Origin of the sequence: Sphingomonas suaedae (assembly GCF_007833215.1) — a bacterium.
Classification (GTDB): Bacteria; Pseudomonadota; Alphaproteobacteria; order Sphingomonadales; family Sphingomonadaceae; genus Sphingomonas; species Sphingomonas suaedae.
On record NZ_CP042239.1, the window covers coordinates 2,793,847 to 2,818,645 of the forward strand.

Consider the following 24,799-nt stretch of genomic DNA (forward strand, 5'->3'; position numbering starts at 1 on the left):
GAAATCCAGCCTTGTCCAAGCCTGTCTTGTTGCGGTCCACCCTTGCGGTCGCGCTGATCGCCCTAACCCCCGCCGTTCTTGCCCAGGAAGCAACCGCGCCTGCGGCCGAAAGCGCTGCGGAGACGCTCAAACGGGTCAACGCCCCGCTTCCGCCTGCCCAGGCCGCGATGAAAGCCCATGTCCTGTTCCTTGCCAGCGATGCGATGCGCGGACGCGACGCGGGGACGCAGGAATATGATATCGCCGCGCAATATGTGGCGTCGCAATATTATGCGGCGGGCCTGCGCCCGGCGGGCGATGGTGGCAGCTATCTGCAACAGGTGCCGCTGCTGAGCTTTCGTCCCGCCGACAAGGGGACGGTGACCGCGACGCGTGGCGACACATCGGTGACGCTGGAGTTCGGTGAGGATTATCTGCCCGCAGGCAACCCCGAAGCGGCGAGCACATTGATCGATGCGGGGGTCGTGTTCGCGGGCTATGGCATCGTCGCGCCGCAATATCAGCGCGACGATTACAGGGGCGTCGATGCCAAGGGCAAGGTCGTCGCCTTCTTCGCGGGCGCCCCGGGCGGCTTCGATGGCGAGGAGCGCGCGCATTTCGGCAGCAACGCCAACAAGGCTGCGATCGCCGCGAAAAAGGGCGCGGCGGGGGTCATCATCCTCGAAACCCCGACCTCGGCCAGGGTACGTCCCTTTTCGCGCCTGACCGACAGCTGGGACGAGTGGCGGATGACCTGGGCGGATGCCGAGGGCAATGGCCACCTTCCCGCCAAGGGAACTCCGACGCTGGCCAGCCTGAGCATGGCGGGCGCCGCCAAGCTGTTTGCGCGCGACAAGGGCTGGGCGGCAGCGGTCAAGGCCGTCGCGGCGGGCAAGCCGCAGGTAAAGCCGTTCGCTTCCGCTGCTACTCTCGCGGTCGCGCTCAAGACCGAGCGCAAGACGGTGATGAGTTCAAACGTCGCCGGGATCATCCCGGGCAGCGATCCCGCGCTCAAGGACGAGGTGGTGGTGCTCACCGCGCATCTCGACCATGTCGGCACCGGCAAGGCGGATGCCAAGGGCGACACCATCTATAACGGCGCGATGGACAATGCGATGGGCATCGCCTCGCTGATCGAGGAGGCCAAGCGCTTTCGCGATTCCGGCAAGCCGCCGCGCCGCTCGGTCATGTTCCTCGCCGTCACCGCCGAGGAAAAGGGGCTGATCGGCGCCGATTATTTCGCGCACAACCCGACCGTGCCGAAGGGCAAGATCGTCGCCAACGTCAATCTCGACATGCCGGTCATCACCTATGAATTCGAGGATATGATCGCATTCGGCGCCGCGCGGTCGACGCTGGGCGAGACGGTCGCCCGCGCCACAGCCACTGTCGGCGTCGGGGTGGGGCAGGACCCGATGCCCGAACAGGGCTTTTTCGTCCGCTCCGACCATTATCGCTTTGTCCAGCAGGGCATCCCGTCGGTGTTTTTGTGGCCGGGCATGGCGGGGGTGGGTAAGGAGGCGTTCAGCCGCTTCCTTGGCACCCGCTATCACCGCCCATCGGACGAGATCGGCAATCCCGAGATCAAATGGGACCAGGGCGTCCGCTTTATCGAGGCGAATTACGCCATCGCGCGCGAGATCGCCGATGCGGACCAGCGCCCGGCGTGGAAGAAGGGCGACTTCTTCGGTACGCTGTACGACGGCTATGGCGCGAAGTGAGCCCATTATCCCTCCCCTGAGCTTTGCTCAGGGGAGGGGGACTAACCGCAGGCTGGCGGAGGGGCCGCCGACGAAGACGGCGGTGTGCCACCGCCGCCCCTCCACGACCCGCTACGCGGCCGGTCCCCCTCCCCCAGCGAGCTGGGGGAGGAATTAGGATATGCGTCTTCTCATCTTCGGGCTGGGCTATAGCGCACGGCACATCGCCGCGTTGCTTCCCGCTGCGCGGGTCGCTGCGACGGGAAGCGCGGGCAATCTCGCCTTCGACGATGGCGATCGGGTGCGGTTCGAGATCGCGGAGGCGACCCATATCCTCTCCTCGGTCCCGCCGGGTGAGGCCGACCCGGTGCTCGCCGCCTATCGCGATGGGTTGGCGGCGAGCGCGGCGTGGCTCGGCTACCTCTCCTCCACCGGGGTCTATGGCGACGCCAATGGCGCCTGGGTCGATGAAAGCGCACCCACCGGCACCGGGCGCCGCACCGCGCGCTCGGCTGCCGATGCCGAGTGGCTTGCGCTCGGCGCGCGGGTCTTTCGTCTGCCCGGCATCTATGGCCCCGCACGCTCGCCGCTCGACCGGATTCGAGCGGGAGAGGCACGTCGGATCAACGCCCCGGGGCAGGTGTTCAGCCGCATCCATGTCGAGGATCTGGCGCGCGGGGTGGTCGCCGGGTTCGATGCGCCGCCCGGCGCCTATAATCTCGCCGATGACGAACCGGCGCCCCAGTCGGAGGTCATCGCGTTCGGCTGTCACCTGTTGGGCCTGCCGGTGCCCCCGCTCGTGCCGCTGGAACAGGCGCAGCTATCGCCCCAGGCGCGCGCCTTCTATGCCGAGAACCGGCGGGTGGCGAATGGCAGGGCGAAGCGCGTTCTGGGCTGGCGCCCATACTATCCGGACTATCGTGCGGGCCTGCGCGCCTTGAGCGCGAGCACCAGCCCCGCACCCGCGAGCACCGCCCCGGCACCCGCGAGCAGCGACCAGCGATAGCCCTCGAACACCGTCGAAAGCAGCATCGCGAGCACGGGGATGATAACGCTGGAATAGGCCGCCTTGGCCGGGCCGATCACCCGCAGCACGCCGAAATAGAGCGGAAAGGCGACCGCGCTGGCGACGATGCCTAGGTATAGCAGCCCGGCGATATAGGCCGGACGCGGATCGAACACCGGCGGGCCGGTGGTGATCCAGGCGAAAACACCATCGGCCAGCGCACCGATCAGCATCGCCCAGCCGAGCATCGGCACCATCGGATAGCGGCCCGCCGTCCCGGTCGCCTGCATGACATTGGCGACCGATGCGGAGAGGACGCCGAGCAAGGTCAGCCCGATACCGAGATAGACGGTGCCTCCACCCGAAGGATCATTGCGGATTTCGTGCGTGAAGAGCAGTGCGACCCCCGCCATTGCGATCGCCGACCCGACCAGCAGCTGACGTCCCATCTTCTGCGCCAGAAAGATGCGCGAGAGCAGCGCATTGGGCACGAGCAGCAGCGCGAACACCACCGCCACCAGCCCCGACGTGACGTGCAGTTCCGCACGATAGACGAAGTTGAAGTTGAGCGCGAACTGGAGCAGGCCGAGCAGCGCCGCAAAGCCGATGCCCCGTGCATCGAGTGCAAGACGCTGCCGCGTGGCGGCGGCAAAGGCCAGCATCGCCGCGCCGCCAAGCAGGAAGCGATAGGTGACCGACCAGGTTGGCGGCACGACCCCCAACTGGCCGGTGATGACGATCCAGGTCGATCCCCAGATCAGCGTGACGATCGCAAAGGGAATGAGAATCGCGAGGCGGGTCGAGTTGGGACGTGGCGCCGCGCTCATGCCAGCGCGGCCAGCGCATCGGCGAGCGGGCGGACTGCCGCGGAATCCTGATCCCACGCCACGACGAACCGCGCCTCGCCCACGCCCCAGTCGTAGAAATCGAAGCCCTGTTCGCGCAGCGACGCCGCCTCTTCGGCAGAGAGCCGCACGAATACCTCGTTCGCCTCGACCGGATAGACCAGCCTATCCGCTGCCGCCGTCCCCAGCGCCGCCGCGCCCGCATTGGCCGAACGCGCATTGCGCAGCCAGACATCATCGTCGAGCATCGCAAGCAGTTGCGCCGCGAGATAGCGCCCCTTCGACTGGAGATGCCCCGCGCGCTTGCGGCGGATGCGGGCGGCCTCGATCTGGTCGGCCCGGAAGAAGATAAGCGCCTCCGCGTTCATCCCGCCATTCTTCACGAAGCCGAAGCTCAGCGCATCCACCCCCGCACGCCACGTCACCTCTGCCGGTTTGCAGCCGAGATGCACCAGCGCATTGGCGAAACGCGCGCCATCCATGTGCAGCCCCAGCTTGCGGTCGCGCGCAAGGCGCCCGATCGCGGCGACGTCGTCGGGCGTATAGGCCAGGCCATATTCGGTGGCGTTGGTGATCGAGATGGCGTGCGGCTGGACCTGATGCACGTCGGCGCGGATCGGATCGATCACCGCCGCGATCGCCTCGGGCGTCAGCTTCGCGCCGGCGCCGTCGGCGAGCAGCAGCTTGGCGCCATGCGTATAGAATTCCGGCGCTCCCGCCTCGTCCATCTGAATATGCGCCTCGCGGTGGCAGACCACCCCGCCATAGGGCGGGCAGAGTGCCGCGAGGGCGAGACAATTGGCTGCGGTTCCGGTCGGCACCCACAACACCGCGACATGCGTTCCGAACAGTTCGGAAAAGCGCGCATCGAGCGCCTGGCTCCACTGATCGCCATCATAGGCGGTGTCCTGCACATTGGCAGCGGACAGGGCCGCAAGAACCTCGGGACAGGCGGGGGCGGCATTGTCGGAGAAGAAGCGCATGGCGGCCCAGATGCGCCGCGCTTCCTCTCCCGTCAATCAGCCCCGTGGGTCATCCATTCACTACCGTTCCACCATTGGGGTGCAGCACCTGTCCCGACATATAGCTGGCGTCCTGGCAGGCGAGAAACAGGAAGGCGGGCGCCACTTCGTTGGGCTGGCCCGGGCGGCCCATCGGCGTATTCTCGCCAAAGGTTTCGAGCTTCTCCGGAGAGGCCCCCCCACAGGGGTTGAGCGGCGTCCAGATCGGCCCCGGGGCGACCGCATTGACGCGAATGCCCTTGCCGACCAGATTTTCGGACAGCGAGCGGGTGAAGGCCGTGATCGCCCCCTTGGTACTCGAATAGTCGAGCAGCTCGCTCGCCCCCTGATAGCCGGTGATCGAGGTGCAGTTGACGATCGCCGCCCCCTCGCCCAGGTGCGGGAGCGCCGCCTGAACCATGTAGAACATGCCGAAGATGTTGGTCTGGAAGGTGCGGGTCAGCTGTTCCTCGGTAATATCGCGGATATCCTTGTCCGGGTGCTGCTCCCCGGCATTGTTGACCAGGATGTCGAGCCGTCCAAACGTCTCAATCACCTGTTCGACCGCGCGGTCGCACATCTTCTTCGAACCGACATCGGCCTTGATCGTGATCGCGCGGCGGCCTTCCGCCTCGACGATCCGCTTCGTGTCCTCCGCATCCTTGTCTTCGAGCAGATAGAGGATCGCGATATCGGCGCCCTCGCGCGCGTAGAGCGCGGCGACGGCGCGGCCGATGCCGCTGTCGGCCCCGGTAATCAGCGCGACCTTTCCGTCGAGGCGGCCCGAGCCGGGATAGCGGGGCTCCCATTGCGGCTTGGGGTCGAGCTTGCGCTCCTCGCCGGGCAGCGCGTCTTCATGGATCATCTCGGCGGTATCGGTCATCATCGTCACTCCACACGCCCCCGCCTCCTCAACCGGGTGGGCGGGCCGGGGTTCCACGCAACCTGTGGCGCCGGTGCTCGTTTCACTCGCGCCATGACCCGCTCCGCTCGCCCCCTCTCCTATCCCGACGGGATCGTCCCGGAGCACGTGCAGCGACAGGGCGGGCGGTGGCGGCGCTGGATCGCGGTCGTCCTTCTCGGCGCGCTGATGCTGGCGGCGTTGCTCGGCGCATTCGGGGGAGGCAAGACCCGGCCGCTCGTCGCAGAGGGGAATGACGCGCGGATCGTGATCGTCACGCCCCGTGTGATCCGCAATGGCGAGTTTTTCGAGATGCGCGTGCGCGTCACCGCGCGCCGCGCGATCGGCAAGGCCGTGCTTGCCGTCCCCGCGCCGCTCTGGCGCGACATGACGATCAACACGATGATCCCCGCCGCCACCGAAGAGGAGGCGAAGGACGGCATTTTCCGGTTCGACTATGGCGCACTGGAGCCAGGCGAGACGCTCGACATCAAGGTTGATGGCCAGATCAACCCGCCCTTGTTCGCAGGGACGCAGGGACGAATCGCCCTGCTCGACGACACGCGCGAACTGGCGGCAATCCCCCTCGAAATCACGGTGCTTCCCTGATGGATATCGTGCTGCGCGCCACGGTGATGTTCGTGTTCCTGTTCGTGCTGTTGCGCATGATGGGCAAGCGCGAACTGGGTCAGATGACGCCGTTCGAACTGGTGATGCTGGTGGTGCTGGGCGATCTGATCCAGCAGGGGATCACGCATAATGATTTCAGCCTGACCGGCGCGGCGCTGGCGATTTCGACCTTCGCCTTCTGGGCGACTGTCCTGGGCTGGGTCAGCTATCGCTGGCCGAGGGCCGAACGGCTGATCGAGGGCGAGCCGCGCGTGCTGATCCGCGACGGGGCGTTGATCGAAGCGAATATGAAGCGCGACCGGCTGACGCGGCGCGAAGTAGAATCGGAAATGCGGCTGGCGGGGATCGCGTCGGTTGGCGAAGTCGCCTGGGCGATCCTGGAGCCGGAGGGGCGGATCAGCTTCATCCGGCGAGACGATGACGCCGGGAGCGATACTCAGCCCGCCGATGCGCCACGCCCGGCCTGATGGCGGGGTGGCGCGGGGCGGCGCCCCGCGTCAGACGATGAAGCCTGACGGCTGGGGCGCAATGGTGGTAGCGATCATCGCGGCGGTGAGGCCGAACGAGACGATCGCAACGAAGATCTGGCGTGCCATGAGGTCCTCCTTGATCGTCGTGCCGGTCACGCGACCGGACCCATGCTGATCGTGTTGGCGATCAGAACCATCGTGAAGGCAGCGGCGCCGGCGAACGAGACGGCGTAGCGGGCGAGCGATTCGAAACGGACGGTCATGATTGAAACTCCCTCTTTTGATCCCCCTCCGGACTGTCCGGTGGGATGCTCGAAAGATTGCAGGGAGCGTGCCAGTTTTCTAACTGCTTGAAATTACAGCTATTATTATTTTCTTTCGGTGAGATGTAGGAATTTTTGCCGACGCGCATGGTGAAAATCGCCAACTTTAGGCGCAGATCAGGCCAGTACTACGCGATTGCGCCCGGCTTCCTTGGCTTCGTAGAGAAAAGCGTCGGCCCGTTGGAAGCTGGCGGTGACCGCTTCGCCCGGATGAACGCGGGTCAGGCCCGCGGAAAAGGTGATCTCGCCGAGCGGCGCATCGGTTTCGCGCAACCGATAGCGTTTGGACGCCACCGTCGCACGGGCATGTTCCAGCGTGTCGCGCGCGCGGCCGATGCTGACCCCGGAAAACAGTACCGCAAACTCCTCGCCGCCATAACGCGCCACCAGATGTCCCGCGCAGCTGTCCGACAGCGCCCGCGCGATCGTGCGCAGCACCCGATCGCCAACGGCATGGCCGAACCGGTCGTTGACCGACTTGAAATGGTCGACGTCACACACCGCAATGCACAGCCGCTCGCCCGACGCGATCTGCGCGGCATAGGCTTCCTCAAAGGCGCGGCGGTTGGGCAATTCGGTCAGCGGGTCGCGGCGGGCATTGTCGCGCGCCTCTTCCAGCTTGCTGCGCAACTCGGTTGCCTCGCGCGTCGCGCTTTCCAGTTGCGATTCAGCGCGATGGACGCGTTCGAGCATCGCCGCAGTAATACGCGACACGTCCTGAAGTACATGGCCGTCCGACATCGCGCCGGATCGGCGGATCGCATCGGCGCTGGCGGCAAGGTCGCGGCCAAAGCCTTCGGTTTCGGCGCGCATCGCCTGGACCATGTCCTGAAAGCCTTCGACCTGCATCTGGGTCTGCGCGACCAGGCCGTCGACCTTTTCCTTGGCCTTGGCGGCATTGGTCGGCGGCTCGCAGCCCAGCGATTCGATGTCACGCTGGGTCAGGCGGACGCCGCCCTCGGTCAGATGCTCGACTGCCAGCGCCAGCGGACCTTCGGGATCGTGCAGGAGATGCCAGGCAAAGGCATAGTTGGCCGGACTCGGCTCCAGCCGCTGATCGAACAGAAATGCGCCGATACGGTCGTACAGCTGCCGGGACGGATCGCCGCCACCTGCAGTACGTGCCGCCCTCGCCACGCTCGCCAAACCCGCTCTCCGAATCCCACCAGGCCACACGACCGGGGCGCCCCCACCAAACGCATCACTCGCGGCCCGGACTAGCGCCGAACTGCTAATAAGCGGTGAAATCGCGTGCGGATTTGCGGTTCAGCGCGGGCGGCTCGCGCGCCAGCTCTTCACCGCAGCCAGCGTGGTCCGAACATGATCGACCGGGCTCAAATCGCTGTGCGCGTAAATGATCTTGCCGTCGGGCGCGATGACATAGCTGGTGCGATCGCTCACCTGGCGCCCCTGAACCTCTCGGCCAAGCGCGACGTCATAGCCACGGATCACCTCCGCACTGGCACTCGCCACCGCGAATTTGCCCGCGCAATGTTTTTCCGAGAACGTCTTGAGCTTGTCGAGCGGATCGGCCGACATGCCAATCACCGTCGCCCCCTCCGCCTTGAACGCATCGACCGAGGCGGCGAATGCGGCCGCTTCGGCATTGCAGCCCGGGGTGAAGGCGGCGGGGAAGAAATAGAGGACCACCGGACCTTTTTTCAGCTGTTGCGACAGGCGGACGGTGAACGGCTTGCCCGCGATCGCACCCTGGGCGGTGAAATCGGGCGCCTTCGCCCCGGGCGCAAGCGCGGCGGTGGCGGGAAGGGCAAAGGGCAGGACCAGGGCGGCAATGGCAAGCTTCAGGCGCATCTCTCTCTCCTCAAATCCGGTTCAGCGGGTCAGCGCGATGCCGATCCGGGCATGGGTGTCGCGGTGGCGATAGGTGTCCAGGGCCTCGCCATGACCGGTGAACGCCTGACCGAATAGATAGAAACCAACGCTCCCCTCGATTTGTGCCAGGGGATAGGAGGCGAACAGTTCCGCCGCGCCCCGCCCGCTGTCCGGATTGCCCCGCACGGTAAGTGCGAACTTCAGGCTGTCGGGTTTGACCAGCGCCAGGCCGAGCGAGGCATTGCCCCAATAACGGTCGAGATCGGGCGCGACACCCTGTTTGCCAACATAAAGCCAGGCCTGGGGCGTCACCTCGACCCGCCAGTCGTCGCCCAGATCGAACGCCTTGGTCGCGCGGAGAAAGATCCGGTTCGAATCGATCGAGGTCACGGGGCCTTCCCCGTTCGAATCATGCCGCCACCCCGCGCCGAGCGTCGCGCTGCCATCGACCGGCGCCTCGACATAGACTTCGGGCGAATAGGTGGTGCGGGCGAACGGACCTGAAGGAAGGTCGAGCCGCCAGAACATCGTCTGGGTATAGGCGAAGCGCAAATGGCTGAGCGCGCCCTCGCCGCCGATCGGTTGAAAGGCAAAGCTGACCTGAAGCTTGCCGCCCGAGTCCCCCAGACCAAACGCGCCATAGACCGGCTCATGCGGTTTGAACCGGGAGAGGAAGCCCGCTGTCGAACCTGCCGATGTCGCCAGCTCGGTCTCGCCAGCCTCCGGTTGCGGCAGCGCGGCGGGACGGTCCCCGGGCCAGGCAGCGCCGACACCCTGGGGAAGCGGCGCGCCGGGCAAAGGCTGCGGCGCCGGACGCGCGGCATAGGCGGTGGGAACATAGCGCAGCTTGGCAAAACCGCCGGGCACGACCGTTGCCGCGGGCGCGGACAGGCGTTCGAGGACCAGGCGCGTCCCGTCTGCCGCCGTGACCTCGATCTGGCGCGGCCCTTCGGCGGGGACCGGGACGGCGCCCTCGTTGATCAGGACCACCTCCACCCCGCGCAGCGCCTCGCGCTCGGACGCGGGCTGGGTCGGCACAGCCCGAAGCTGTGCGGCGGCGGGAAGCGCCATGCAGAAAAGCGGAAGAAGGACAAGGCTTCGCATCGATCTGCGCATGGCACCACCCGATGACATTGGCGAGTCGGAAGCAAGGGGAAATGCGCGCGGATCGACAGGACACCCGAAACGGCGGAAGGAGCGCGCCGTCACGACCAACCCGGTCGGAGGCGTGAGCGAGGCGAACTGGTCGCGAGATTTAGCGGTGGCGGAGACGGAGGAATGTCAGAATACTATCTAAAGTGCTTAAATTTAGTCAGAATCTGAGGCCCCACTCATGCCTGCCCCACACTTTCCCCCACACCGCGCGCGAGATGCTCTGGCTTGCAGTGACACCTCGTGTCCGCAAAGCGCCCCAGTACCGGTCGTACGAGACGTCCTGAGAAGCACCTGAAGTGGTCGTTCGGCCTGGCGAAGGAACTATTCCCGCTTCGGCGTGTGCACGCGGATCACCGCGCTTTCTGGCTAGGTTACTGCGCATGATCCTGATCGTCAGTCGAATGCCGAGTCGGTGCTCGAGGCCGCCGCACGGTTTTCCTGTGCGAAAGGAGGGAAGAGAATCGAGTTCGAGCCGGGCGGTTGCTTGGAGCTGGTTTTGATGCTGGATGAGATGCCGTTTTAGCACTCGACTCATCGGGTAAGCGAACTGACTGCAAGCGGCCCAACTGGCTCCTCCTCTTCGAATTGGCCCGCCTCTTCATTGAGCCTACGGGCGAAAAATAGGTCGCGATCTGAAGGCCAAGATTACGCTCGCATTCCGGGATCAGCCATTCATATGCGGGAATATCGAACTCTCGCCGTTCGTCGCGCTGGAGCAGGAACAGTGCCACCTGCGCGTAGAAACCGAGCCGGGTGCTCCCCTTCACCCGATGCGTGCTAAAATTCTCGACATCCTTCACAGAAATTGCCTGAAATATGTTCGGGCGAATTTCATTGGCATAGTCATTCAGCAGCGCAGCCATGTCCTCGTGCTGAGGCGACGGCAAGCCCTGTTGCTTCGAAGTGACAGCGGGCGTCGATAGAAGTCGATAGCGCCGACGGACGCTTGCCATCTGGTCGCCCGCGCGCCTAACTTGCTGCCGTGCCGGAGAAATTCGGCACCGAGGCGTGAGAACCTCGTTTTGGGCGATCTATTCACTTGGCCAGCCTGCCGGGTGGCCGGCGCGTATGTCCAGGCCGCAAGGCTAAAGGCGTCGGCGCATGTTCCCAAACATGTTCTCAACACCCGGCTTGGGGCCGGTCCTGCCTCGCTACCGGAGGCGGCCATATGCGTGGTGGATTGCGTTTGAAGCAGGGGCATCGGTCGTGACCGGGCCTGTTACGACGCCGCCCTGCAGCACCGGCGAGGGATCGGGGACTCGCCTCGACATCCTGTTCCGCGACCAGCGCATTTCGCTCATGCGGTACTTCACCCGGAACCGCGCCAGTCAGGCTGACGCGGAAGACCTCGCCCAGGAGGCATTCCTGCGCCTGGCGCACGCCGACCGTGGCGCCACCGAGATTGCGCAACCGACCGCCTATCTGCGCCAGATCGGGCGCAATCTCATGCGCGACCACGTGAAGGCCCCGGCGCACCGTCACGAGTTCGGTTCTCCCGAGATGGTCGATGAGGCCATTTCGGAAGCGAATGAGCTTGGCCGCCTCGAAGCACGCGATCGGCTCCGCCGCGTCGAGGCCGCACTTGGTCGACTCAAGCCCAAGACCCGCAATATTTTCCTAGCACACCGACTCGACGGTATGACCTATGGAGAAATCGCGGAGCGGACAGGATTGAGCGTGAAAGGCGTTGAGAAGCAGATGTCGAAGGCAATCGCCCAGCTCGGGCGCGCGCTGGATCGCAACGGATGACGACTGCCTGTGAACAGGCCGCGGACTGGTTTGCCAGGATGCGTGGCCCCGATGCGGAAGCGCATCGGGCAGCCTTCGAGCAATGGCTCGCCGCCGATCCGCGCCACCCGGAGGCTTATGCGGTATTGGAATCGGCTTGGCAGGAGACAGCGGTCTCCGGCGAGACGAAATTTGCGGATGACCGGGCGCTCGAGCAATATGGCCCAGTCTTCGGGCTTATAATGCCGCGCGTCGCGGTTGCCGCCGCTGCCGCCGCCGCGGCCCTGCTGGTGGTTTTGCTGTGGCCAGCTGCGCAGAGCTCGGTCTCGCCACAGGCGGCGATGGCGCAACCGATGCAGACCGCCCTCGGCGAAATCCGCACGATCGACCTGCCGGATGGATCGAAGATTACCCTCGATACCGACAGCCAGGTCAAGGTTAGCTTCGCCGAGGACGTCCGCAGCGTCGAGCTGGTGCGCGGACGCGCCCGATTCGAGGTTCTGCCTGATCCTTCCCGCACGTTCATTGTCGATGCCGGGAACCGGCAAGTCGCAGCGCGGGAGGGACGATTCGATGCGGCCGTTCTGCCCGGGCGCGTGTGCGTCTCGGCGTGGCGCGGCCCGATCGATATCCGCGATCGCGGCGCGCCGATCACGTCGGCGGCGTTGTTCAGGCTGACTCCTGGGCAAAGCCTCGACTTCGTCCCCGGAGAAAGCTCGGCGCCACAAGCCAGGCCCGCCGACAAGGGAAGCGAGCAGTGGCCGGCCGGCATGCTCGTTTTCCACAGCACGCCGCTGTCCGACGTGCTCGCCGAGACCAATCGCTATTCTCGAAAGCGCATCTTGCTCGGCGATCCATCGCTGGGCGCGCTACGCGTGACCGGAACTTTCAGGCCGTTGCCGGTCGATGCATTGGCCACAAGCCTTGCGGCTGCATTCGATCTGCGAACGGGCGCGGCTCCTGATGGAAATATCGTCCTGAAACGCCCCTGAACAATTGAGCGAATTTTTTTGGGGGGTGTTTTGCTCCATCCCCGTCTTGCCGTCCCAGCCGCGCGAACAGCGGTTCAGGGAGGGCAAGAATGAACAACAGGATTGGGTTTGGACTTCTCGCCGGCGCCGCCTGCATCGTGGCGCCGAGCGTTCATGCACAGCAGGCCGATGCGCGCGACTACGATATCGCCTCGCAGGATCTCGGCACGGCGATCAACCGGCTCGCGGCCGCCTCGGGCCAACAGATTGTCGTTGCTGACAATCTCGTCCAGCGGCGCCGATCGCAGGCGGTCCGGGGACGGTTTACTGTCGAGAGCGCACTGAACACAATGCTCGGTGGTTCGGGGCTTCGCGCGGTCCTTGTCGGCACCACCTATGTCGTGCGCCCGGAGGACGCACCTGCGGCGGGGGAGCTCGGGGAGGAGGTCGTCGTCACCGGAACTCACATCCGCGGCCGCGCGCCCGTCGGATCGGCGGTCCTCACGATCGACCGTAAGGCGATCGACGACAGCGGCTATGCGACGATCGCCCAGGTCGTGCAGGCCATCCCCCAAAATTTCGCCGGCGGGCCGAACGAGGCGGGAATCGGCGGCACACTCAGCCAAACGGCGGGGCTCAACACAGCGGCAGGCTCCAGCATCAATCTGCGCGGCCTCGGCACCGGCTCGACGCTGGTACTGCTCGCTGGTGATCGCCCCGCCTTGGGGGGAGCGACGGGCGCATTCGCAGATGTCTCGATGATTCCCAACGTCGCGATCGAGAGGATCGAGGTCGTCCCCGACGGTGCCTCGGCGATCTACGGGTCGGATGCTGTCGCCGGTGTCGTCAATCTGATCCCGCGCCTCACCTTTGAGGGCGCGGAAACCAGCTTTCGCATCGGCACGGCCGACGGAGGCTTTCAAGAATATGGCGTCAGCCAGCTGCTCGGCACGCGCTGGTCCTCGGGCCGCATCATGTTCGCTTATGAATTTTACCAGCGCGACCGGCTGGCGGCTGCCGACCGCTATTTCGCGACCGACAATCTGACGGTGTTTGGCGGCGCCGACCGCCGCGGCAACTACTCGAATCCCGGGACAATCGTCGCTGGCGGGCAGACCTTCGCGATCCCGCGCGGCCAGAACGGCTCCGGACTCACGGCATCCATGCTGACCGCGGGCACGGTGAACAAGGGCGACAGCTGGCTCGGCGCCGACTTGCTTCCCATGCAGCGACGGCATTCGGCATTCACGTCGCTGAGCCAGGACATCACGCGGAATCTGCGCTTCTACGCGCACGGCCTTTTCACGGTCCGAAGCTTCGACCGGCACACACGGCCAAGCGGTGACGCCACCCGAACGGTCCCGATCACCAACCCCTTCTATGTCGATCCGCTTGGCACCCATCTGCCGATCGGCGTCCAGTATAGCTTCGTGCGGGATTTCGGAGCCGAAGGCGCACGCGGCAAGGCGAGCGCTTATGGCGGCACCGCTGGCCTCGCGCTCGACCTTGGTGCGTGGGCAATCGACGCGCACGGGACATGGGGGCGCCAATATGAGCGAAACACCATCTATAACCGCGTGAATACGGCGCGACTGGCAACCGCGCTTGCCGACACGAATCCAGCCACAGCATACAATCTGCTCGGCGACGGATCCTTCACCAATCCCGCCACGATCGACAAGGTGCGGGGCTCGCTGACCAACAGCAATAGCGGGATTGTCTGGTCGACCAGCCTGCGCGCCAATGGTCCGCTGTTCGCGCTTCCTGCCGGCAACGTCTCGCTGGCGGTGGGTGGCGAGTATCGCAGGGAAATTTACCGACTCGGGCCGACGATCAGCGACCTCAGCACGGCCGTGCCAACCGAAATCGCCGCGACGGCGCTACCCGCGCCGCGAACCGTTCGGGCGGCATATGCGGAACTCGTCGTGCCCGTATTCGGGGAACCAAACGCGATCCCTGTCTTCCATCGGCTCGATCTTTCCGCAGCGCTGCGCACCGAGCGCTACAGCGACTTCGGAAGTACGACCAATCCCAAGTTCGGCGTCAGCTGGGCGCCGGTGAGAGGCCTCACCTTCCGCGGCAGCTATGGCAGGTCGTTCCGTGCGCCGTCCTTCCAGGACCTCCGCCAGGACCCCGGTTCCAAGCTCATATTCGCTTACCCGCTGTCCGATCCTGCATCGTCGAGCGGCACCACCAATGTCGTCGTCATTCGCGGCAATGACCCTGCGCTTCGCCCCGAGCGCGCGACGACCATCGCCATCGGCATGGATGTGACACCGGGTGGGATTCCCGGCCTGAACGCTGGCGTGACGTGGTTCGACATCGATTATCGCGATCGCATCGCCACGCCGGCGGCGCAGCTACTTACCTTTCTGACCAACCGTGCGACCTTCGCGCCGATCATCGAGGACAGTCCGTCAGTAGCGCGCGTCGCCGAACTCTATGCCGATCCCTTCTTCATCAATCCGTTCGGCATTGCCCAGTCGAGCGTGAATGCGCTCGTCGACGCCCGGCTGCAGAACCTCGCTGTCGTGCGCCAATCCGGCGTCGATCTGGACCTCGGCTATGCGTTCGATCTCGGCGGGGGACGGGCCGATATCGGGATGACGGGCACCTATCTGTTTCATATCCGGCAAGCGCTAACGGCAACTGGCCCAGTCACCGACGTGGTCGATACGTTGGGCAATCCCGTCGATCTAAAACTGCGTGGTCACGCCGGGTGGTCGTCGGGTGGGTTCGGCGCAATCATGACTGCGAACTATGTCGACGACTATACCAACCGCACTGGCACCACGCCGCAGGCCGTGTCCTCCTGGACCACGTTCGACTTCCAGTTGAGCTATGCGGTCCCGGACAAGGCCGGTCTGTTCGGCGGCGTCCGCCTCGCGCTCAATGTCAGCAATCTGTTCGATCGCGACCCGCCCTATGCGGCTTATGTCGTCGGCACTTCGACCTATGCCTATGACCCCGAGAATGCGAGCCCGGCCGGGCGCGTGATTTCGCTGCAGGTCTCGCGCAAATGGTGAGGTCCGGACCCGCTATGATCGCGCTGACTACCCTCGCAGGGTTGTTGGCATCTGCAGGCCCGGCGCTGGCGGAGGGGTGCGAGTCGCGCCTCCGCCCGGGCCCCATGCCCCCAGCGGGCGCGCAGCTTGAGGCCAAGACTTTGATCGAGTTGCGCGACTTCCGCGAGATCAGCGTTTCGCCTGACGGGCGATGGGCGGCGCTAATCTTGCGCCGTGCTAGCGTGGATACGGACAGCTATTGTATAGGCGTGGTCTTAGTACCGCTACGCGCAGGTGCATTATCGCGTTTCGTGGATACCGGGGGGGATCCGATCCTTACCCGCGTCGATATTCGTGGTGTGCCGGACTTTGTTGGGGGGACCATTACCAGCGTCGCTCCGGTCTGGTCGCCCGACAGCCGATCGATCGCATATCTGCGTCGCGACAACGGCTCCACACAGGTGTGGGTCGCAGCGATCAATGGTCCGGCGCGGCAAGTCACGCGGCTTGCCGACGAGGCTCGATCCGTGGAATGGACGACGCCGCGAATCTTGCGCATCATGATCCGGCCAACCCGCGAGGCCGAGACTGCGATCCAGCGGGAAGGACGCTCAGGCTACCTCTACGATCGGCGCTTCTGGACACTTTCCGAAGCCCGACCAAGGCCGCGACCGGTACCCTTCAAAACAATCGCAGTTGATGCAACCACCGGCCAAGCGAGCTTGGATGTCCCGCCCGCCGCCGATCCAAACCGCCCCTCTGGTGCGTCGCTATTCGCGTTCTTGCCTGGAACTGGCCGAGCGTGGACTGCGTCCGAGCCCCCGGGCCTGTTCGATGCGGTCTCGGTCCTTAAGGTTGAGCATCGCGGACGCCGGCTCGCCTGCGGCGACGTATGCGGCTCGCGGATTACGGGGCTGTGGGCGCGGGAACCGGGCGAAATCCTCTTTCTGCGCAGCGGAAACCCGGAAAATGGCGGTCGCACCGAAATTTTCCGGTGGCGGATTGGCCGGGAAGTGGGTCCGCAACGCATCGTCGATACTGAGGATATTCTCGAGAGCTGCAAGCTTGCCGGTCGGATGCTCATTTGCGCGCGAGAGAGAATGCAGCATCCCCGTTCGGTCGTCACGATCAATCCGAACACGGGCGCGTTCGTGACGCTTTACGACCCCAATCCCGAGTTTGCATCGGTAGCCCTCGGGTCGGCGCAGCGGCTTCGCTGGACAGCCTCCGACGGGATCGCAAGCTATGGCGATCTAGTTCTGCCACCGAACCATCGGCCAGGCCAAAACCATCCGCTGATCATCGTCAATTATACGAGCCAAGGCTTTCTCCGGGGCGGCTCCGGCGATGACTATCCCATCTATCTCTTCGCCCAGAACGGCTTTGCGGTACTGAGTGTGCAGCGACCGAGAGCAGTGGCGAGTGGGAGCGGTGCGGCCGACTTAGATGAATTCCAAAGGATCAACGTGAAGGACTGGCGAGAACGTCGCCGGATTCTCGCAGGCCTTGAGGCTGGGGTCGACAGAGTGGTTGATCTCGGGGTGGTAGACCCGGCGAGGATCGGACTGACTGGCCTGAGCGACGGCGCGGCGACGGTGCAGTTCGCGCTCCTCAATTCAAAACGCTATCGAGCGGCTGCTATCAGTTCCTGTTGTGAATCCGCTGGCGCGGGTCCGGCGGTGGGTCCAGCGTATCTCGAGTCGATCGCGAAGTGGGGATATCCACCCCAGGGCGAGGACAATCCGAGGTTCTGGGAGCCTTATTCCCTTGCTGCGAACGCCAAGAGAATGCGAACGCCATTGCTGATGCAACTGACTGACCAGGAGTTTCGCCTAGCCGTCGAGACCTACGCGGCGCTCGACCACGCAGAGGCGCCGACCGAGATGTATGTCTATCCGGACGAGGGCCACGTCAAATTTCATCCGGTCCATCGGCTTGCAGTCTATCGACGTAGTCTCGCCTGGTTTGAATTCTGGATGAATGGCAAGGTCAGCGCGGATCCCGACGACGCCGAGACTATGGCCCGATGGGCCCTTCTCAGGTCCCGGGTCGCGGAATAGGCCGCGACTCCCAGGCGCAGATCCATGCCTCGGTATCGACGAGGTCGAGAAGTCGAAGCATTTCAGCGGCGCTCGCGGCGTTGGGGACAAGCTTCGCCTCGATCGTCGTCGTGTCGAGCAGGCCCTGCCGAGCCAAGGCGCCGCCCAGGAGCATCTCGCGGATCGCACTGCGGTTCGCCAGGAAGACTTGGGCGCAATAGGTATCGAATGCGCCTTTCGACCGGCGTTCGATGACTTCGGGTGGCAAGCGATCCGCGAAGGCCCTTCGTGCGACCGCCCGGTTCATACCACGCTCGCACCAGAGCCAGGTCGGTATTGCCATGCAGGTCTCGAAGATCGGCTGGGAGATCAATGGCGAGATGACTGGTGCGTCGTGGAGCCGGTCGAGCCCCTCCAGATGGTTCTGAATGACGATCATTGCCCGGCCATGCACCAGCTTGCCCGGCAGCGTCGTCGCCGGCGCATCGACCCAGGGGTGGCCTTGGGGAAAGGGCAGGTCGCGAATTGCCGCACGCGCGAGCAACTGCTCATCGGCAAGCCAGCGACGGGCGGCGCGCCAGCGGAACGCGCGCTGAACCGACCGGGTGAAGATCTCCCATAAGCTCACCTCAGCAAGCGTGGCCATATCCGTCATGGTTCGCAGCAGCCCTGGGTCGCCGCGCTTCCAGCGATCGATCACCGGCAACACCGATCGGAGATATCCGAACACATTGTCTCCGCCGCCGCCGCTGAAGAACGCATCGCTACCCTCCCGAGCCGCAATCGCGCGCAGCTTGGTTTCATGGGCTTGCGCGAAGGCCCGCGCGCATGGCCTGGGCAGATCGCGGGCATTTGATCGAGCGAGGTCCACATCGGACACGTCGGCACGGAGCACCTCGAGCTGGAAGCCCAAATGGTCGGCTGCGGCCCGTGCATAAGGCGTCTCGTCTGGATCGCCCGGCGCAGCAGCGAAGGTGATACACGCTGGGTTCGCGCCAACCTGTGCAAGCACCGCTGCCACGATCGACGAGTCCAGCCCGCCCGATATTTCCAGCAGCGGTCGCTCAAAGCAGCGCGCCCATGCTCCAACGCAGCTGGTCGTGGCGCGCCACACCTGCTCGGTGGCCTCCGCCGCCGAGCGGATCTCGTTCGCTGGCGCAGTGAAGCGCCAGGGAGTCCAGGCTGTGCGCAAGCGGAGCTGTCCATCCTCCGAGGCTGCGGCGGTGCCCGGCATGAGCTCGCTCACGCCGCGCAGCGGTGTCCGTGCCGGACGAAGGCTGCGATAGACGAGGGACTGGGCGAGGATCGTCCAGTCGATGTCGGCATGGATAAGGCCCGCGTCGAACAGGAATTCCGGACGCGTCGTGAAAATCTCCACGCCATCTATCCGGGCGTGATAACAAGGAATTGCCCCGGACGGGTCGCGAAAGATTTCAAAGGCCCGGCCTGTCTTGCGGATCGCCAAATAGCCGCCCCATTGACGCTCCACGAATCTTTCAATGGGATCAGTCGACAATCGCGCATCGACTTTTTCGACGATACGGCCCGAGGTCATGCGGTCAAAAATAGTACCCCAGACGAAGCCGTTCCCATCCGGGAAGATGACATGCGGAGCGGTGGCGTCCCCGATCGCTATCATCCCACCGCCCTCGGTCAGCCGGGTCAGCGGTCGAGCCACAGGGCTCCGCGCAATCGACGCGGCAATCCATTCCGGCGGTTCGGCATCCGGGGCGCCAAGCATCACAAAGAGGGGGGCGATGTTCATACGCTGAGCACCGGCACGAAGCGCGAGACGCGGTCGTAGCTGTCGTTGAGGACGGCCGCATCCGACTGGACCCAGCAATGCGCTTCAAACGGCTGTCCGACGATCCCGAAAACCAAGGTAATGTCGCGCGGAATCCCCAGCCAACGGTCGAAGGCGAGCGAATCGAGCAGGCAATTCGGTCGGATTGGGCACCATCGGCGTGCGTTTGCGAACGCTCGTGCTCGATCGCCGAGCACCAATTCGTCCAGCTTCGCGCCTCTCCCGCGCCGCCCGCTGCGGGACTTCAATATTTGTCTAAGTTGGCGGGTTCGCAGATCGATCCAGGTCGAGCCGACCGCGACCATGACGGAGAGGACGGTGGTGAGCGTGGTGCCGCCGGCCCACTCCTGCGTCGATAGCCCGTCGGGTATGGTTACGTCTGTCGCTTGCTGGTTGCTCAGATGCGGGTCGATGGAATGGTCGCAGCGGGCGCCTCGCAGCAATGCCATAAGCGCGGGCGGTGCCGCGCTTCCATCGCCCGAACTCAACCAGGCGATTATCTGCCCCGCCGCTGGGGTCGGGACTGCCGAATATCGGTCCCGCTCGACATCGAGCAGGATGACTCGGCCCGAGGCGATGCAGGCGTGGAGCGTGGGATGGAGGCGCCAATACATGGAACAGGCGACTGGGCGCCGGTGCGCTTCCACACCGGCGCCCTGCCGATCAGTCCTCGTCGGACAGGCCGGCCTTCGGCTGCAGACCGACGAGGTCGATGACCGTACCGTCGATGCCCTGCGTTTCGACGCTCGCGGCGCCGAGATCGATCAGATCGATCGCGTCTTCATTGATGCGTTCCATGTTCTGCACTCCGTGTCTGCCGCGCTGATTCGCGACCGGCGAAGCGTCCTCCCGGCGGGCGGCTATAAGAATCTTATAATGCGATTATTTTCGTGCCGAGCGCGCCCGCACCAGCGCGGGCACAGCACGCATGCGGGCGGTATGATAGCGGCGGATAGCCTGTCGCTGACCAGTCGCTTGGACCAGCACATCCTCAAGCTCGCCTAATATGGGCTCAAGGACCGAGGCCTCAAGGCGGCGATACGGATGCAACCGATCTCCGGTGCTATGGATCGCTGCCCGCAGTTCCACATTGGGCGTGGCTGCAGCGAGGAGGGCGAAGCAGGCCGAGGTCACGTCGGCCTGTGATTCACCTGTGAGTGCTTCTTCCATCTGCTCTGTATTTGGCAGAATGCGTGTCGTCTGGGCTGCCATGATGATCAGCGCGGAATGCCATTCGTAGAGATCGCGAAGGTCGCCTTCGCTCAGTCGCGGCACGTGGAACCCGTCACCGCTGCTGGCCTCGACGAGCCGCTCACCAACAAGCCGGTTCAGCGCATCGCGAACCGGCGTCATGCTGACCCCGACATCATCGGCGATCCGATTGGCCTCAAGGCGGAGACCGGGTGGGTAGGCGCCGTCGCGCAACAGCGCCTTGAGCGCTCCGTAGCTTCGTTCCATCGCCTGCAGCGGACTCATGTCACACCTCCTGGTCGCTGCGATGCTGCGCAACTGCTTCGCGCTGATCCGGCGAGAGCGCGTCGATCGCGCCGATATGCTCGGGCACTTTGTCCTGGAGCAGTACCGACGGGCAGACGCCCTCGTAGTTGCCCAGGTTGGGCCGGTGCTGGCGATAGCCGACCAGGGCCGCGAGCTCCGGATCAAAGGTCCGGGCAATCTCGGGTGGATAGGCCAGCCATTGATTTTCATAGGGTTTGAGCCAGCCAAGGCAGTAGCTGACGAGGATGGCCTCGCGCACAGTAGAGCTTCGATTGGTACCGGCGCCGTGAAGCGTCGAGCCGAGGAACAGGATCGCATCACCGGGGTCGCATACCACGATGACCGGGGTGCCGGTCACCTCCTCCCTCAGAGCCTCCGCGCCGTGGCTTGCAGGATAGATGATCGTCGCGCCATTCTCCTCGGTGAAGGCGGTGAGCGGCCACATCACATTGACTAGATATTCGACCTCCCCCTTCACCCCCTGCCACATGTCCTGGTCGCGGTGCGGAAACTGAACAGGCGCGCCGGGATGAATCGCGATCGCCTGGGCAAGATTGAGCTGAACCGTGTCGCACCATGGTTCGAGAACCTGCTCGACGGTCGCCACAATCTCGGGGCACCGGACCAGCATTTCGGCATGCGGCGATCGCTTGAGTAAGCTTCCGAAGCGCTTGGTATGTGCGCCGTAAAAGTCGCCGGTGCAGAAGGGCGTCGCATCGAACCTGCGCCGAAGGTCAGCCGCCAACTCTTCCATCATCTCGGCGGGGATGAGTTGGCGCATGACGCACCAGCCCTGCTTCATCAGCTGGGCCATTACCTCATCGCTTGCGGTCGGTTGCTGAGCGGCATTCGTGTTCATTTCGGTCTCCTACGCGAATGTGGTGTCGGCAGGCTGCGACGGTGTGGGTGACCACATTCCCGTCTGCTCGAGCCGCGACGGTGTCTCTGCGGTGATGTGGATTTGAAGGGCGGCCAGTTCCTTGCTCTCGGGCAGGAACTGACCGAGCGGGCCGGCGTCCCAGCCGAACTTCAGGATTTGGGCCAGCCAGGCCGAGTCGGCGACGCCGGTGTAGGTGCGAATGCCATTGACCAGTCCGTGCACGACCAACGCCGTCACCAGGCGGTTGCGGGCGTCGCGCCGGCGGGACGCGGAGAGGGCCCGGTCCAGGCAAAACCGCGTGATTTCGAACGTGTCGGGCCCGCGCGGGACGGGACCCGCGCAAAGAGCCGGGAAGAGGGAGCCGAGAATGTGCGGGCGGCAGGTCGGCAACAGGCGAGCGGAGGCGAGGTGGCCGCGCTCCCCATCCGTTACGATCAGGTAGCGGGCATGCTCGTCGTCGAACTGATCGATCTCGAAGCGGCCGTCGAGTACCGGGACATCCCAGCCGAGCAAGTCCACGAACACGGCTTTTCGCGCGGCGAACATACCGCGCATGGCCTCCATGCAGCCTGTTTCGGTGGTATCGACGAGCGAGATCAAAAGTGCCTCCTGCTATCCGGGAGGCCCAAACATCGTCAGTCTGCGCGGCGCGCGATATTACAAGAAATGGGGGTGCCTGGCGTTTAGCTAGGTGCGTAATATTCGGATATGATTTGACTGTTCGCGCCGGAGCACGGCGGATGAACATACGAACTGGGGGAGATGAAAATCGATGGCGCGCAGCAAGATCGAACCCCGGCTCCGAGCCGAGTTCAAGGAAATTGCCCGGTCGATCATTGCGCGGGATCGTCAGGCGAAGAAGCTTTGGCGCTCACAAAACACGATCGGGGATATCGAGAGGGCGCTCGTCGACGCATTCGTCTTCGGGCAGCAGTTGGGAGATGCCCCCTATTCCGCGCCGAAACCTCAGCATGCGGGGATCGATTGGGAAGAGGTACCGCCCCGCGGGCGTGAGGTGCTGGCCAGCCTTACATACCGCAGCGATCAATATGAGGTGACCAACGCAATCGGGTTGCGGCGCGTGCCAGGCGGCGAGAAGGCGCGCTGGGGATCGCAATATGAAAACGGATACGCAAGTGGCGCGGGATGAAATTGCTCGGCTCGATCGTAAGCGTCTTCATCGCCGCGCCGCTGTCGGCCCAACAGAGGCCGGTCGATGACATCTTCCTCGATCATCCATCGATGGATCGCAATTCCACGGTTCAGCCGTCAAAAAGCGCCGAAGCCGTTGCACCCGTTTTTCGGGAACGCGCAATTCTCGATGCTTCGATCGCACGCAGTGACAACGGCGTCTGGTTCCTGACCGGAGTACCACAGCGCGATGGGCCGAAAGACGGCGTGCGAATGTGGACTTCATCAGATGGCAAAACGTGGAGCGCGCTGGGCGCTGTCCATGCGACCGGACGCCGACTTGGCGCGCCGGAGGTGCGCGTTCGGGGACAAAGTCTCTATTTGAGCTTCCAGGATCAGGACGGCTGCGCACGAATTGCGATCGGATCGGTGGCCGCTCCCCGCGGGCCGTATCGTGAAAGCCCGTGTCTGGTTGAAAACGCTGAGCATCCTTCGATTTTCATAGATGATGATGGCGCCGGATATTTGCTTTGGGCAGGCGGCAGTATCGCTCGGCTGAAGGGCAATCTCGACGCGCTCGCCGAACAGCCTCGATTTCTGAAGCCGGACGCCTCATTCTTCCGGAGCCCGATACCTGAGGGTCAAGACTGGCCAGTTCGCACGCGGATTGGCGAGAAGGGGGCGACGATGATCAAGCGAGGCGACCGCTACGTGGTCGCGGCTAGCGAGATCACAGGTCGTATGCGCTCACCAACTGAAGACGCGTTCATGGCGACGGGACCGACCCCTTACGGACCATTTACGCGCCGTTTCCTGGCGGTGCCGCACGCCGGGCGCACGTCCTTACTAAAGGATGCTGGCGGTGCGCTGCTCGCCACCTACAATCCCCAATGTGCCGATCGCTTCGCCGTCTTCTGCGAGCAGGTGGGCCTTGTCAGACTGGAACGGTTTGCGGACGGCCGGTTGCGACCGGACAATTCAACATTGACGGCACGCGGTGCCGCGGCGCGCCTTCAACCCGTCCAGCCCGCGATAACCATCCGCGATCCGTCCGTCGCGCCGGGGCCGGACGGCACCTACTATCTGGTCGGCACGACGGGAAAGAACCGGGAAGAGGCGGGCGAACTCGCCTTGTGGACATCCGGCAATCTTCGCGATTGGCGGGAGACCCGGCTAACCTTCGATCGTGCCGGTCTTGGTCACACCTTCGGCAACACGGTGGCGCTGTGGGCGCCTGAAATCCAGTGGGTCGCCAAGGACAAGACGTTCTACCTCGTACTCTCGATGATGGAACGCGATGTTGGCGGCAAGACGTGGCTGTACCGCAGCGTCTCCGGTAAAGCCGCGGGACCATATCGGAACGTCGCGTCGACGTACCTCGTGCAGGGGATTGACGGGTTCCTCTTCGAAGATGGCGACGGTCTGTACTTGCTCTGGGGCGGGGGCAATCTCGCCAAGCTGAATGCCCGGCGCGATGGCTTCGAACGTCCCCCAATCAAGCTTGTCGACACCGATGGCGAAGCGATCGGCTATGAAGGCAATGCGCTGGTGCGGATAAACGATCGATACTTCATCACGGGCGCCGAATGGAACGGGCCGCTTCGCACCCACGGCACATACGACATGATGTTCGGTTCAGCCCGATCGATCTGGGGTCCTTACAGCAAACGCCAATTGGGCGTGCCCCATGCGGGCCACGGCACCATTTTCAAGGATGGTGCCGGCCAATGGTGGACCACCATGTTCGGCAACGATGTCACCGCGCCGTTCCGCAAGCAGTTCGGCTTGGCCCCAGTTCGAATCGATCTCGATGGCGGGCTGACCCTGGACGATCGGCAGCCTGCGCGGTGATTTTCGAGCGTAGGAATCGCGCGCTTGTATCGCTTCGCCGGCTTGCCTGG

The 24,799-nt window shown here is 64.5% G+C and carries 23 protein-coding genes; 10 read left to right on the top strand and 13 right to left on the bottom strand.

Annotated features, from left to right (window positions below; translation table 11 throughout):
* Positions 1-29: 29 nt before the first annotated feature.
* Both FPZ54_RS13210 and FPZ54_RS13215 read left to right on the top strand, forming a co-directional pair.
* Positions 30-1,700 (top strand): M28 family metallopeptidase, encoded by a 1,671-nt coding sequence (locus tag FPZ54_RS13210; RefSeq protein ID WP_338419514.1) that lies wholly within the window; start codon positions 30-32, stop codon positions 1,698-1,700.
* A gap of 160 nt (positions 1,701-1,860) precedes the next feature.
* Positions 1,861-2,685, top strand: coding sequence for a Rossmann-fold NAD(P)-binding domain-containing protein (locus FPZ54_RS13215; RefSeq protein ID WP_145847893.1), 825 nt, complete (start codon positions 1,861-1,863; stop codon positions 2,683-2,685).
* Here the strand turns inward: FPZ54_RS13215 and FPZ54_RS13220 are convergent.
* From FPZ54_RS13220 to FPZ54_RS13230, 3 genes are read right to left on the bottom strand one after another with little or no spacing between them, the layout of a single operon-like run.
* Entirely contained in the window at positions 2,595-3,512 is a 918-nt protein-coding gene (locus FPZ54_RS13220) for a DMT family transporter (RefSeq protein ID WP_145847895.1), read from the bottom strand. The two genes, FPZ54_RS13215 and FPZ54_RS13220, sit on opposite strands and share 91 nt — an antisense overlap.
* The gene (locus tag FPZ54_RS13225; protein ID WP_145847897.1) at positions 3,509-4,513 is read right to left on the bottom strand and encodes a threonine aldolase family protein; all 1,005 of its coding nucleotides are present in this window, start codon (positions 4,511-4,513) and stop codon (positions 3,509-3,511) included. The genes FPZ54_RS13220 and FPZ54_RS13225 overlap by 4 nt, the downstream gene beginning before the upstream one ends.
* Before the next feature lie 49 nt (positions 4,514-4,562).
* Positions 4,563-5,414, bottom strand: coding sequence for an SDR family oxidoreductase (locus FPZ54_RS13230; RefSeq protein ID WP_145849834.1), 852 nt, complete (start codon positions 5,412-5,414; stop codon positions 4,563-4,565).
* 93 nt (positions 5,415-5,507) lie between these two features.
* Between FPZ54_RS13230 and FPZ54_RS13235 the strand changes: the two genes are divergently transcribed.
* Positions 5,508-6,041: a hypothetical protein gene (locus FPZ54_RS13235; RefSeq protein WP_145847899.1), complete on the top strand. Its 534-nt coding sequence runs from the start codon at positions 5,508-5,510 to the stop codon at positions 6,039-6,041.
* Complete coding sequence (locus FPZ54_RS13240; RefSeq protein WP_145847901.1) at positions 6,041-6,529, top strand: DUF421 domain-containing protein; 489 nt, start codon at positions 6,041-6,043, stop codon at positions 6,527-6,529. Before FPZ54_RS13235 ends, FPZ54_RS13240 begins: the two co-directional genes overlap by 1 nt.
* A 443-nt stretch (positions 6,530-6,972) precedes the next feature.
* On the opposite strand, the gene FPZ54_RS13245 is transcribed toward FPZ54_RS13240, so the two are convergent.
* The 4 genes from FPZ54_RS13245 to FPZ54_RS13260 all read right to left on the bottom strand — a co-directional run bounded on the left by FPZ54_RS13245 (position 6,973) and on the right by FPZ54_RS13260 (position 10,706).
* A complete protein-coding gene (locus tag FPZ54_RS13245) occupies positions 6,973-7,992 on the bottom strand; it encodes a GGDEF domain-containing protein (RefSeq protein ID WP_145847917.1) in 1,020 nt (339 codons plus the stop codon).
* Between the two features lie 129 nt (positions 7,993-8,121).
* Positions 8,122-8,667, bottom strand: a complete 546-nt coding sequence (locus FPZ54_RS13250; RefSeq protein ID WP_145847919.1) for a peroxiredoxin — start codon at positions 8,665-8,667, stop codon at positions 8,122-8,124.
* Between the two features lie 21 nt (positions 8,668-8,688).
* Complete coding sequence (locus FPZ54_RS13255) at positions 8,689-9,792, bottom strand: phospholipase A (protein WP_145847921.1); 1,104 nt, start codon at positions 9,790-9,792, stop codon at positions 8,689-8,691.
* 422 nt (positions 9,793-10,214) lie between these two features.
* A complete protein-coding gene (locus FPZ54_RS13260) occupies positions 10,215-10,706 on the bottom strand; it encodes a hypothetical protein (RefSeq protein WP_145847923.1) in 492 nt (163 codons plus the stop codon).
* A 343-nt stretch (positions 10,707-11,049) separates the two neighbouring features.
* On the opposite strand from FPZ54_RS13260, the gene FPZ54_RS13265 reads away from it, so the two are divergent.
* The 4 genes from FPZ54_RS13265 (at position 11,050) to FPZ54_RS13280 (ending at position 17,607) form a co-directional block, all read left to right on the top strand.
* Complete coding sequence (locus FPZ54_RS13265; protein ID WP_186456761.1) at positions 11,050-11,592, top strand: RNA polymerase sigma factor; 543 nt, start codon at positions 11,050-11,052, stop codon at positions 11,590-11,592.
* Positions 11,589-12,563: a FecR family protein gene (locus FPZ54_RS13270; RefSeq protein ID WP_145847927.1), complete on the top strand. Its 975-nt coding sequence runs from the start codon at positions 11,589-11,591 to the stop codon at positions 12,561-12,563. Before FPZ54_RS13265 ends, FPZ54_RS13270 begins: the two co-directional genes overlap by 4 nt.
* Positions 12,564-12,652: 89 nt before the next feature.
* Positions 12,653-15,568: a TonB-dependent receptor gene (locus FPZ54_RS13275; protein WP_145847929.1), complete on the top strand. Its 2,916-nt coding sequence runs from the start codon at positions 12,653-12,655 to the stop codon at positions 15,566-15,568.
* 14 nt (positions 15,569-15,582) lie between these two features.
* On the top strand, positions 15,583-17,607 hold the full coding sequence (locus FPZ54_RS13280) for an Atxe2 family lasso peptide isopeptidase (protein WP_186456762.1): 2,025 nt from the start codon (positions 15,583-15,585) through the stop codon (positions 17,605-17,607).
* On the opposite strand, the gene FPZ54_RS13285 is transcribed toward FPZ54_RS13280, so the two are convergent.
* The 6 genes from FPZ54_RS13285 to FPZ54_RS13310 form a co-directional block, all read right to left on the bottom strand.
* Positions 17,585-19,351 (bottom strand): asparagine synthase-related protein, encoded by a 1,767-nt coding sequence (locus FPZ54_RS13285; protein ID WP_145847933.1) that lies wholly within the window; start codon positions 19,349-19,351, stop codon positions 17,585-17,587. The two genes, FPZ54_RS13280 and FPZ54_RS13285, sit on opposite strands and share 23 nt — an antisense overlap.
* Positions 19,348-19,878, bottom strand: a complete 531-nt coding sequence (locus tag FPZ54_RS13290; protein ID WP_186456763.1) for a lasso peptide biosynthesis B2 protein — start codon at positions 19,876-19,878, stop codon at positions 19,348-19,350. The genes FPZ54_RS13285 and FPZ54_RS13290 overlap by 4 nt, the downstream gene beginning before the upstream one ends.
* A gap of 175 nt (positions 19,879-20,053) precedes the next feature.
* Complete coding sequence (locus FPZ54_RS13295) at positions 20,054-20,188, bottom strand: benenodin family lasso peptide (protein ID WP_145847937.1); 135 nt, start codon at positions 20,186-20,188, stop codon at positions 20,054-20,056.
* Positions 20,189-20,272: 84 nt separating this feature from the next.
* On the bottom strand, positions 20,273-20,866 hold the full coding sequence (locus tag FPZ54_RS13300; RefSeq protein WP_145847939.1) for a GntR family transcriptional regulator: 594 nt from the start codon (positions 20,864-20,866) through the stop codon (positions 20,273-20,275).
* 1 nt (position 20,867) lies between these two features.
* Positions 20,868-21,701 (bottom strand): phytanoyl-CoA dioxygenase family protein, encoded by an 834-nt coding sequence (locus FPZ54_RS13305; protein ID WP_239019577.1) that lies wholly within the window; start codon positions 21,699-21,701, stop codon positions 20,868-20,870.
* Positions 21,702-21,755: 54 nt separating this feature from the next.
* Positions 21,756-22,367, bottom strand: coding sequence for an acyl-homoserine-lactone synthase (locus FPZ54_RS13310; RefSeq protein WP_338419515.1), 612 nt, complete (start codon positions 22,365-22,367; stop codon positions 21,756-21,758).
* Positions 22,368-22,539: 172 nt separating this feature from the next.
* Between FPZ54_RS13310 and FPZ54_RS13315 the strand changes: the two genes are divergently transcribed.
* On the top strand, positions 22,540-22,917 hold the full coding sequence (locus tag FPZ54_RS13315) for a hypothetical protein (protein WP_145847943.1): 378 nt from the start codon (positions 22,540-22,542) through the stop codon (positions 22,915-22,917).
* Entirely contained in the window at positions 22,914-24,749 is a 1,836-nt protein-coding gene (locus tag FPZ54_RS13320) for a family 43 glycosylhydrolase (protein WP_145847945.1), read from the top strand. Before FPZ54_RS13315 ends, FPZ54_RS13320 begins: the two co-directional genes overlap by 4 nt.
* Positions 24,750-24,799: the final 50 nt, after the last annotated feature.

Excerpts from the sequence above, each read along its gene's own strand:
- FPZ54_RS13270 (WP_145847927.1), top strand. The coding sequence starts at position 11,589 with ATGACGACTGCCTGTGAACAGGCCGCGGACTGGTTTGCCAGGATGCGT.
- FPZ54_RS13275 (WP_145847929.1), top strand. The coding sequence starts at position 12,653 with ATGAACAACAGGATTGGGTTTGGACTTCTCGCCGGCGCCGCCTGCATC.
- FPZ54_RS13295 (WP_145847937.1), bottom strand. The coding sequence starts at position 20,188 with ATGGAACGCATCAATGAAGACGCGATCGATCTGATCGATCTCGGCGCC.
- FPZ54_RS13235 (WP_145847899.1), top strand. The coding sequence starts at position 5,508 with ATGACCCGCTCCGCTCGCCCCCTCTCCTATCCCGACGGGATCGTCCCG.
- FPZ54_RS13255 (WP_145847921.1), bottom strand. The coding sequence starts at position 9,792 with ATGCGAAGCCTTGTCCTTCTTCCGCTTTTCTGCATGGCGCTTCCCGCC.
- FPZ54_RS13225 (WP_145847897.1), bottom strand. The coding sequence starts at position 4,513 with ATGCGCTTCTTCTCCGACAATGCCGCCCCCGCCTGTCCCGAGGTTCTT.
- FPZ54_RS13260 (WP_145847923.1), bottom strand. The coding sequence starts at position 10,706 with ATGGCTGCGCTGCTGAATGACTATGCCAATGAAATTCGCCCGAACATA.
- FPZ54_RS13285 (WP_145847933.1), bottom strand. The coding sequence starts at position 19,351 with ATGAACATCGCCCCCCTCTTTGTGATGCTTGGCGCCCCGGATGCCGAA.
- FPZ54_RS13315 (WP_145847943.1), top strand. The coding sequence starts at position 22,540 with ATGGCGCGCAGCAAGATCGAACCCCGGCTCCGAGCCGAGTTCAAGGAA.
- FPZ54_RS13320 (WP_145847945.1), top strand. The coding sequence starts at position 22,914 with ATGAAATTGCTCGGCTCGATCGTAAGCGTCTTCATCGCCGCGCCGCTG.
- FPZ54_RS13250 (WP_145847919.1), bottom strand. The coding sequence starts at position 8,667 with ATGCGCCTGAAGCTTGCCATTGCCGCCCTGGTCCTGCCCTTTGCCCTT.
- FPZ54_RS13300 (WP_145847939.1), bottom strand. The coding sequence starts at position 20,866 with ATGAGTCCGCTGCAGGCGATGGAACGAAGCTACGGAGCGCTCAAGGCG.
- FPZ54_RS13305 (WP_239019577.1), bottom strand. The coding sequence starts at position 21,701 with ATGGCCCAGCTGATGAAGCAGGGCTGGTGCGTCATGCGCCAACTCATC.
- FPZ54_RS13280 (WP_186456762.1), top strand. The coding sequence starts at position 15,583 with ATGATCGCGCTGACTACCCTCGCAGGGTTGTTGGCATCTGCAGGCCCG.
- FPZ54_RS13220 (WP_145847895.1), bottom strand. The coding sequence starts at position 3,512 with ATGAGCGCGGCGCCACGTCCCAACTCGACCCGCCTCGCGATTCTCATT.
- FPZ54_RS13230 (WP_145849834.1), bottom strand. The coding sequence starts at position 5,414 with ATGACCGATACCGCCGAGATGATCCATGAAGACGCGCTGCCCGGCGAG.
- FPZ54_RS13215 (WP_145847893.1), top strand. The coding sequence starts at position 1,861 with ATGCGTCTTCTCATCTTCGGGCTGGGCTATAGCGCACGGCACATCGCC.
- FPZ54_RS13240 (WP_145847901.1), top strand. The coding sequence starts at position 6,041 with ATGGATATCGTGCTGCGCGCCACGGTGATGTTCGTGTTCCTGTTCGTG.